The sequence below is a fragment of the Pseudomonas sp. 05T35 genome (assembly GCF_056396605.1).
The window spans coordinates 1-533 of the sequence record NZ_JBFTLU010000922.1 but is presented as its reverse complement, the minus strand read 5'-3'; the positions used below and the strand labels follow the sequence as shown (position 1 = coordinate 533).

General features: G+C 65.1%; 1 protein-coding gene. It reads right to left on the bottom strand.

Going from position 1 to position 533, the window contains the following annotated elements; translation table 11 throughout:
• On the bottom strand, nt 1-533 hold a 533-nt coding region (locus tag AC1DH9_RS30710; RefSeq protein WP_477809526.1), incomplete at both ends, for an HAD family hydrolase.

The window sequence follows — 533 nt, the reverse complement described above, 5'->3', positions numbered from 1 at the left end:
GCCCACAGCTGCGGATCGTCAAAGTCCTCGATCACCAGATGCGCGCCGGCTGCCAGCAGCGTCTCGCGGCGTTGGCTGGTCACCAGGCCGACGGTGAAAATCCCGGCGCTCACTGCCGCTGTCAGGCCGGGGATCGAGTCTTCGAACGCCAGGGTCACTTCGGCGCTGGCCTGCAAACGTTCGAGGCCGGTGAGGTAGGGCAGGGGATCGGGTTTGGCGCGGGGCAGTTCCTCGGCGACCACGATATGTTCGAAACGCTCACGCAGGCCCAGCGCTCGCAGCATGTGATCGGCGTTGGCCCGTGGCGCGTTGGTCACCACGGCGATGCCGATGTCTTGAGCCTTGGCGAAATCCAGTAACCGCACCAGCCCGGCCATCGGCGTCAGTTGCGGCGACAGCTCACGGAAACGCACTTCCTTGCGTTCGGCAAACGCTTCGCGCTCGGCCACCGAGCGGTCCGGGAACAGGTAGCGACACATGTTGGCGTTGGCTTGACCGCTGACGTGGGCTTCGAACTCGGCTTTGCTGAAGAC